The organism is Sinomonas sp. (assembly GCF_036848755.1).
In the GTDB taxonomy this organism is placed as follows: Bacteria; Actinomycetota; Actinomycetes; order Actinomycetales; family Micrococcaceae; genus Sinomonas.
In genome coordinates, this window is sequence record NZ_DAIUJO010000019.1 from 6,796 (window position 1) to 14,354 (window position 7,559).

8 protein-coding genes and 1 pseudogene are annotated in these 7,559 nt (G+C 72.0%); 4 read left to right on the top strand and 5 right to left on the bottom strand.

All coding sequences use genetic code 11. The features are described from left to right. Positions 1-306: CorA family divalent cation transporter (locus V7053_RS04630; RefSeq protein WP_334171098.1), on the bottom strand; the 306-nt coding region annotated here is incomplete at its 3' end. A 7-nt stretch (positions 307-313) separates the two neighbouring features. Further along, the gene (locus tag V7053_RS04635) at positions 314-823 is read right to left on the bottom strand and encodes an Lrp/AsnC family transcriptional regulator (protein ID WP_334171099.1); all 510 of its coding nucleotides are present in this window, start codon (positions 821-823) and stop codon (positions 314-316) included. 101 nt (positions 824-924) lie between these two features. On the opposite strand from V7053_RS04635, the gene V7053_RS04640 reads away from it, so the two are divergent. Beyond that, positions 925-2,208 (top strand): MFS transporter, encoded by a 1,284-nt coding sequence (locus V7053_RS04640; protein ID WP_334171100.1) that lies wholly within the window; start codon positions 925-927, stop codon positions 2,206-2,208. A 1-nt stretch (position 2,209) separates the two neighbouring features. On the opposite strand, the gene V7053_RS04645 is transcribed toward V7053_RS04640, so the two are convergent. Next, positions 2,210-2,680, bottom strand: coding sequence for an Lrp/AsnC family transcriptional regulator (locus V7053_RS04645; RefSeq protein WP_334171101.1), 471 nt, complete (start codon positions 2,678-2,680; stop codon positions 2,210-2,212). Positions 2,681-2,721: 41 nt separating this feature from the next. Beyond that, the gene (locus V7053_RS04650; RefSeq protein WP_334171102.1) at positions 2,722-3,993 is read right to left on the bottom strand and encodes an MFS transporter; all 1,272 of its coding nucleotides are present in this window, start codon (positions 3,991-3,993) and stop codon (positions 2,722-2,724) included. Between the two features lie 56 nt (positions 3,994-4,049). On the opposite strand from V7053_RS04650, the gene V7053_RS04655 reads away from it, so the two are divergent. Further along, positions 4,050-5,015 (top strand): LysR substrate-binding domain-containing protein, encoded by a 966-nt coding sequence (locus V7053_RS04655; protein ID WP_334171103.1) that lies wholly within the window; start codon positions 4,050-4,052, stop codon positions 5,013-5,015. A 15-nt stretch (positions 5,016-5,030) separates the two neighbouring features. Here V7053_RS04655 and V7053_RS04660 read toward each other — a convergent pair whose 3' ends face one another. Beyond that, positions 5,031-6,047 (bottom strand): nitronate monooxygenase, encoded by a 1,017-nt coding sequence (locus V7053_RS04660; RefSeq protein WP_334171104.1) that lies wholly within the window; start codon positions 6,045-6,047, stop codon positions 5,031-5,033. Positions 6,048-6,095: 48 nt separating this feature from the next. Between V7053_RS04660 and V7053_RS04665 the strand changes: the two genes are divergently transcribed. Beyond that, positions 6,096-6,968: an N-acetylglucosamine kinase gene (locus tag V7053_RS04665; protein WP_334171131.1), complete on the top strand. Its 873-nt coding sequence runs from the start codon at positions 6,096-6,098 to the stop codon at positions 6,966-6,968. Between the two features lie 90 nt (positions 6,969-7,058). Continuing rightward, a pseudogene (locus V7053_RS04670) lies at positions 7,059-7,412 on the top strand (ATP-binding cassette domain-containing protein); the annotation flags it as partial. Positions 7,413-7,559 lie beyond the last annotated feature (147 nt).

Here is a 7,559-nt window from a genome sequence, read left to right on the forward strand (position 1 = left end):
GAGCTCGCCAAACTCGACGGTCTCGGTCGCGTCGTCGTAGCGCGCGGGCCGGAGCACGGTGAAGAGGTTCTCCCCGTACCGCTCGGATTTCGGGCGCTGATGGGCGTGCACCGCGTCCTCGACGGCAAGGTCGTGGAGGCGGAACTCGTGGGCGACCTGGGCCATCTCATCGGGGGTCGGGCGGTAGAGGCCGATCCACGCCATGCTCCCGCCCGTGGCCTCGAGGGTCTCGAACGTCTGCTCGAGGCTGTCGGGGTGGGCCGCGCGATGGCCTCCCACATAGACCGCATTGTCGATGATGGTCATCGGCACATTATGGCGCGGTCGCCTCGACTTCGGGCTTGACCGCTCCGGCGGTTTCGAGCGAGCGGCGGAGGAGCTGGTCCGCACGGTAGCCGATGTGAGTGTGGAGGGCCAACACCGTCTCGGAGCGGATGACGCCGCGAATGCGCAGGACGCTTCGAAGGGATGACTGGAGGCCGTGCGTGTCCGTCGCGGCAAGGCGGCACCAGATATCGCCGCGCCCCGAGATCTCGTGGGCCTCGAGTATTGCGGGGATGCGGCGGAGCCCCGCGATGACCGCGTCGAGCTCGCGGTGGACGACCTCGAGGGTCATGAAGGCCACGACATCGTAGCCGAGGGCCTCCAGATCGACCTCCCGTCCGCCGCCACGGAGGATCTCGGCGCGCTGGAGGCGGCGGAAGCGGGACTGAACGGTGTTGCGGGCGACGCCGAGGCGTTCGGCGAGGTCGGCGATCTGCGCCCGCGGGTCCTCGATGAGGGCGAGGAGGAGCTTGGTGTCGAGGGCATCGAGCGTGCTCAATGATCACTCCATCGTGTAGATCCATGAACTCTTCTGAGCATAACGATCAATTCGTGTCCGCGAAACTGATCGGAAGAGTCAGGATTCCCGAAACTGAGGGCATGTCCCTCTTCGCCGAGCTCCGCATGCGCACCCTCGAGACCGCCCCGTCCCCGCGCCGTCGCGGATGGGACGCGTCGCGCGCCGCGCGCCTCGCGCTCAGCGGGGGAACCCTGTTCGTCCTCCTCGTCGGAGCCAACCTGGCCACTCCGCTCTACCCGCTCCTCGCGGCGCGCCTCGGACTCGGCGCTCTGGGCATCTCGGTCGCGTTCGCGAGCTATGTCGTGAGCCTCATTGCCGTCCTGCTGCTCGCCGGGCACTGGTCCGATCACATCGGGCGCCGCGCCGCGCTGACCGTCGCCGTGCTCCTCGGCATCGCGGGGCTGGCCGTGTTCGCGTCCGCGGACTCCCTGCTCATGCTCTGCGTCGGGCGCGCCCTTCATGGGGCCGCGGTCGCGCTGGCGACGGGCGCGAGCGCGGCGTCGCTCCGAGAGCTCCTGCCCGGCCGTCCCGAATGGGCGTCGCGGGCCACACTGCTTTCGAGTTCGGGAGGCGTAGCCTTCGGGCCGGTCCTGGGCGGGCTCCTCGCGGTGGGAAGCCGGCCGACTGCCGTGCCTTTCCTCGCGTGCGCCGCGGCCCTCGTGCTGCTTCTGGCCCCTCTCGTCCTCGTCCGAGCCCGGCCCGCGATCCGTCCCGCGCAGGGGGTCTCGCGCTCACGGCTCCTCGCGCCGCGCGCGCTGTCCCTGGGCCTCGGCGATGCTCAGGGAGAATTCTGGCGCGCCGCCGGGGCGGGCTTCCTGAGCTATGCCGTGTTCGGCTACTGCCTTTCCCTGGCCCCCGGGTACTTCGCGGCCACGCTCCGCGTCTCCTCCCTCCCCGCCGTGGGCGCCATTGCCGGACTCGTGCTCGCGGCCTCGGCAGCCGTTCAGCTGGCCCCCCGCCGTCGGCGCCGGTCCCCAGTCTCTGTCCTCGCTGCACCGCTGGGCCTCATGCTCCTCGGCGCGGGGACGCTCGCCGCCGCGCTCGCCGCTCAGGCTGGCGCCGCCGTCGTCCTCGTCACTGCGATCGTGGCCGCAGGGATCGGTCAGGGCGTCGCCTTCCGGGCCCTGTTCGAACGCTTCGCCGCGGCTGTCGCGCCGGGGCGCCATGCCCAGGCGGTGAGCACGCTCTACGTCGTGACGTACCTCGGGAGCGCGGTGCCGGTGGTCGGGGTCGGCGCGCTCGCAGGCGTTGTCGGGATCCCGCTTGCCTCGGACGTCTTCACGGCGGCCTGCGCGGTGGCGGCGGGGACGCTCGCAGCGGTCTGCTGGCGCGCGAGGCCGCCAGCGGGGCTGCGCCGGCGCTAGGTCAGTCCGGAAGAGGCCCCCGGCCGGGAATCTGCTCGAACACGAGAGTCGTCTCCGTGTGGCCGACGACGGGGTCGGTCGTGAGATTGTCGAGCACCCAGTCGCGCAGTTCCTCGGTGCTCCCGACGGCGATGTGGAGGAGGTAGTCGACGGCGCCCGACGTGTGGAACGTCGCCAGCACGCCCGGGAGGCTGGGAACCCTCGAGGTGAAGGAGTCGATCTGGTCGCGATCGTGGGCGCGGAGACTCACCGAGATGAGGGCTTGGACGCTCCGGCCGACGGCGCTCAGGTTCACCTTCGCCTCGTAGCCGGTGATGATGCCCCGCTCGGACAGTGCTCGGGTGCGCATGAGCGCGGTCGAGGGCGCGATCCCCACGAGCTCTGCGAGCTGCTTGTTCGTCATCCGCGCGTCGTCGACGAGCGCGGCGAGGATCCGGCGGTCGACGTCGTCGAGGGGTTCGGCCATGGCCATGGGGTTCCCTCCTTGGGGCGGCTGTGGGCAGCCCACCTATCCTAGCGGCCGGCCCGCATGCCTTCCCCCGCGGGATGGGCGACGGCGGCGACCGCGCCGGTCGCGAGGGCGAGGACGGCAATCCCGAGCGCGAGCCATCCCCAGCCGAGGCCCTGGAACACGAAGCCGCCGAGCCAGCCGAGGATGCTCGAGCCGGTGTAGTAGAAGAGGTTGTAGAGCGACGCGGCCTGGGCCTTGCCCGTGCTTGCCAGGGCGCCCGTCCAGCCCGAGCCGAGGCCATGCGCGGCGAAGAAGCCGGCGGTCAGCGCGACAAGGCCTCCGAGGATGGCCGGGAGCCAGTTCACGGCGGTCAGCAGGACGCCGGCGGCCATGACGGCCATGCTTGCCACGATCACCAGCCGGCGCCCGAACCGTTCGCTGAGGCGGGCGGCGTATCCGGACGAGAAAGTGCCAGAAAGGTAGGCGAGGAACAGGAGGCTTGTCACGGCGACCGGCAGTCCGAACGGCTGCGCCTCCAGACGGTACCCCAGGTAGTTGTAGACCGCCACGAAGCCGCCCATGAGGGTGAACGCCTGCAGGTACAGCGCGAGGAGGCGGCGGCTTCGGAGCTGGCGTCCAAGCAGCTGCGCGGCGTGCACGGCACTTTCGCGCACGCCGTGAGGCGCGGCGTCGTGCCGTTCGCGCAAGGGGACGAAGCCGCGCTGCCGGGGCGCGAGGGCCACGAAGGCTGCCGCCGCGGCGGCTCCCAGGACCGCGACGGCGAAGATCGCGGCCCGCCAGCCCCACACGTCAGCGAGGGGGCCCGCCACGAGCCGGCCGAGGAGGCCCCCGATCGTGGTTCCCGCGACGTAGGTCCCAGCGGCAAGCGCGGCGTGGGCTCGGTGGACCTCCTCATTGAGATACGCGACCGCGAGCGCGGGGACCGCGCCAAGGGCGGCGCCTTCAAGGCAGCGAAGGGTGAGGAGGAGGCCGACGGTCGGGGAGAACGGCGCGAGCAGGCCGAGGACGGTCGCGGCTGCTACACCGGCGGTCATGGCGGGTACGCGGCCGATCCGGTCTGCCACGAACGACCAGGGCAGGACGGCGACGGCGAGGCCCAGCGTTGCGAGCGAGACCGTGAGCGCCGACTGGGCCGCGTCGATGTGCAGTTCGGCAGAGATCCTCGGGAGGAGGGCCTGGGTCGAGTAGAGCTGGGCGAACGTCGCGACGCCCGCGAACGCGAGGGCGGCCAAGAGGCGGCGGTACCCGCGGCTTCCCTTGGCATGTCCGGTCCATGCGGGGGCGATCGAGGGAGGGGAGGGCGCCGAGGTCACCTTTCCACCGTAGGAGGGTCCGTCTCATGCGTCCAATACATTATGATTTGGAACATATGGCCGAGACGCATCAATTACCCCTCCATGGCGAACTCGCCCGGCTGCTCCCGCTCCTGCCCGTCCTCGACGCTGTGGGGCAGACCCGCCACGTGACCGCCGCCGCCGAGCTCCTCGGCGTGCCTCAGCCGACGGTGAGCCGTGCGCTCGCGCGAGCGGCCGCCGTCGTCGGCACCGAGCTGGTGCGGAAGGAGGGCCGGGGAATCCGCCTCACTCCCGCCGCCGAACAGCTCCTTCCCGCGGTGCGCCGCGCGCTCGAGGGGCTGCAGGCCGGGCTCGACGAGCTGCACGAACGGCGGCAGGAGGCGCGCGGCGTCGTGCGCCTGAGCTTCCAGATGACCTTCGGGGAGGCCGCCGTCCCGGCCCTCATCCGAGGCTTCCGGCCCGCTCATCGCGACGTGCGGTTCGAACTCGTCCAGGGATCGCGACAGCGGTGTCTCGACGCGCTGGGGGCTGGCGAGGTGGACCTCTCGATCGTCTCGCCTGTGCCCCGGCCCGGACGGCAGCTCGATGCCGAGACGCTGTGCGTCCAGCCGCTTCGGCTTGCCGTTCCAGCGGGGCATCGGCTCGCCTCGCAGGGGCGTGTGCGGTTCGAGGAAGCTGCCCACGAGCCGTTTGTCGTGCTCGAGCGGGGCTATGGAATGCGCAGCATCATGGATCGGCTGTTCCGCGAGGCGGGCGTGCGGCCCGACATCGCGTTCCAAGGCCAGGACTCGCGAACGCTGCTCGGCCTGGTGAGCGCGGGGCTCGGGGTGGCGCTCGTCCCGCCCTCCCGGGCCACGCACTCGGCCGTGCACGCCCCCGAGCTCGGGTGGGTCGAGGTCGAGCTCGAGGACGCCGATGCCGTTCGGGAGATCGGGCTCGTGTGGCCGAGGATCGTGGGGGAGCCACTCCAGGTGCGGCTATTCCGCGAGCACATCCTCGGAGAGGAGCCCGGCGCCCTGCTCGACGCGTTCGGGATCTGACCCGCGGGCCCTCGGTCAGACCGCGAAACGGGCGACCACGTCCGCCGCAGGCTCCTCGCGGGCTTCCTTCCACGCGGTCCCGGCCCACAGGTTCGTTCCCTGCGCGTCTCCGGCGGCCACCGCGGCTGCCCGCAGGGGTGCCGTGAGGTAGTGCACCGTCGGGTAGCCGGCCGGCGCATCGGCGTATTCCCGCATGAACGAGTTCTCGAGACCCCGCGCCGTCTTCCCGGAGAAGGCGCGGGTCTGGGCGGTCCGCTCGAACGAAGGATCCGCGAGGGCCGCCCTCTGGACCGGATTCGTCCCTGCCTCGGGGGTACGGAGGAAGGCTGTGCCGAGCTGGACGGCGCCGGCGCCGGCAGCGCGCACGGCCCGGGCAGCCTCGGCGGTTCCGATGCCGCCCGCAGCGAGCACGGGGATCCCGACGGCGGCGCGCACGGCGGCGACCAGCTCGGGAAGCGGCCCCGCGAACGCGGGCGCGGGCAGGAAGGCGCCGAAGTGGCCGCCTGCGGCCGCATGCTGGGCGACGACGCCGTCCACGCCCAGCTCCTCCGCTGCCCGGGCCTCGTCCGGGCTCGTGACGGTCTGGAGCACGAACACGCCTGCCCTCCGAAGGCTCGCGACGTCGCCGGCCGGCGGGAGCGCGAACGTGAACGAGACGACGGCCGGGCGCCGCTCGAGGAGGTGCGCGAGCTTCGCCGGGTACGCGTCGTCGTCCGCCCATCGCGGCTCCGGGAGCTCGACGCCGAGCCGCTCGGCGAGGGGCCGAAGCCGCTCGCGGTACGCAAGGACAGCCTCGCGATCCACCGGCTCGTCGGCGGGGACGAAGAGGTTGACGCCGAAGGCCAGCCCTGTTGCGGACAGCTCGTCCACCTCGCGTGCGAGCGCGTCGGGCGCCTTGTAGCCGCCCGCCAGGAAACCCAGCCCACCCGATGCGCTCACCGCCTCCGCGAGCGGCGGGCGGCTCGGTCCGCCGGCCATCGGGGCGCCCACGACGCCCGCTCCGAACAGCCCTTCGGGCAGCTCTCGGTCCATGCTCAGTACTCTAGGCGGGTGAACACAGCGACAGCCCCGCGGGGCATCATGATCGGCCTGGACATCGGCGGCACGAAGACGCGCGGCATCAAAGTGGTCGACGGCGAGGTCGTGGACGACCGCGAGGCCGGGAGCGCGAACGTCCAGAACGTGACGCGGGACCAGGCCGCGGCCAACCTCGCCGCACTGTTCTCCGAGCTCGACGGCTCGGACGCCGCGCGCGTCTTCGTCGGATCGGGCGGGGTCGACACGGAGGCCGACGCCGAGGCGCTCGCAGCCCTGATCCGGCCCCACACGCCGAACGCGGCCGTCACGGTGGTGCACGATTCGAGGCTCCTGCTCGCGGCGGGGCATGCGCGCACGGGGGTCGCGGTGATCGCGGGCACCGGATCCGCGGCCTGGGGAACCAACGAGCACGGCGACGAAGTGCGCGCGGGCGGCTGGGGCTACCTCCTCGGCGACGAGGGAAGCGGCTATTGGCTCGCCCGGGAGGCCGTCCGCTACAGCCTTCACCGCATGAATCTCGGCCTCGAGCCCGATGAACTCACCGATTCGCTCCTCGCCAGCACCGGGCTCTCAGAGCCCGGGGAGCTCATCGCCCACTTCCACGACGCGGCCACGGGCCGACGTTACTGGGCCCAGCGCGCACGCCTCGTGGTCGAGGCGGCCGACGCCGGGCACGCGGGAGCTGGCTTCATGCTCGATCAGGCAGCCCACGACCTTGCTCGGATGGCCGCGCAGGTGGCCCGGCAGCTCGGGATCGAGGGGCCCGTCATCCTCGGGAGCGGGCTCGGCATGAACGTGCTCAGGCTCCAGAACGGCTTCCGGGCCGCGCTCGCGGAGCAGGGGATCGAGGACGTGCGGGTCCTCGACCGGGACCCCGTCTTCGGAACCATCGACCTTGCCGCCCGCGAAGGCTGAGCCGGCGCACTTCGCTGCGGCGCTCGCGTCGGCGAACGCTGGTAGGCTCGCCTCAGCCAGAGCGGTACAAGCCTTCCAGCGAGGACCAGCATGACAGAAGCCATGATCGAGTTCCGCGAGGTGAGCAAGGTCTACGGCGGGGCAACAGCCGTCGACCGGCTCAGCTTGACCGTGCCTCGGGGCCAGATCACCGTGTTCGTCGGTCCTTCCGGCTGCGGCAAGACGACATCCCTGCGCATGGTCAACCGCATGGTCGAACCGAGCTCGGGCACGATCACCGTGGACGGGCAGGACGTCTCGTCGCTGCCGGCCGCCAAGCTCCGTCGGTCGATGGGCTACGTCATGCAGGCCGCCGGCCTCATGCCGCACCGGACAGTGGTCGACAACATCGCCACGGTGCCCCGCCTCAACGGCGTGTCGAGGGGACGCGCGCGCGCCCGCGCGCGCGTGAGGGACGTGGGTTCGATGAAGGCATGGATGCTCCGCTGACGAATGAACGCCGGGGACGCCGAAGCGCGCCGCGGCCGAGGACTCGGCTGGCGGCGGAGCGGGAGAGGGATCCGGTCGCTCCGCCTCAGGCGGTGCGGGGCC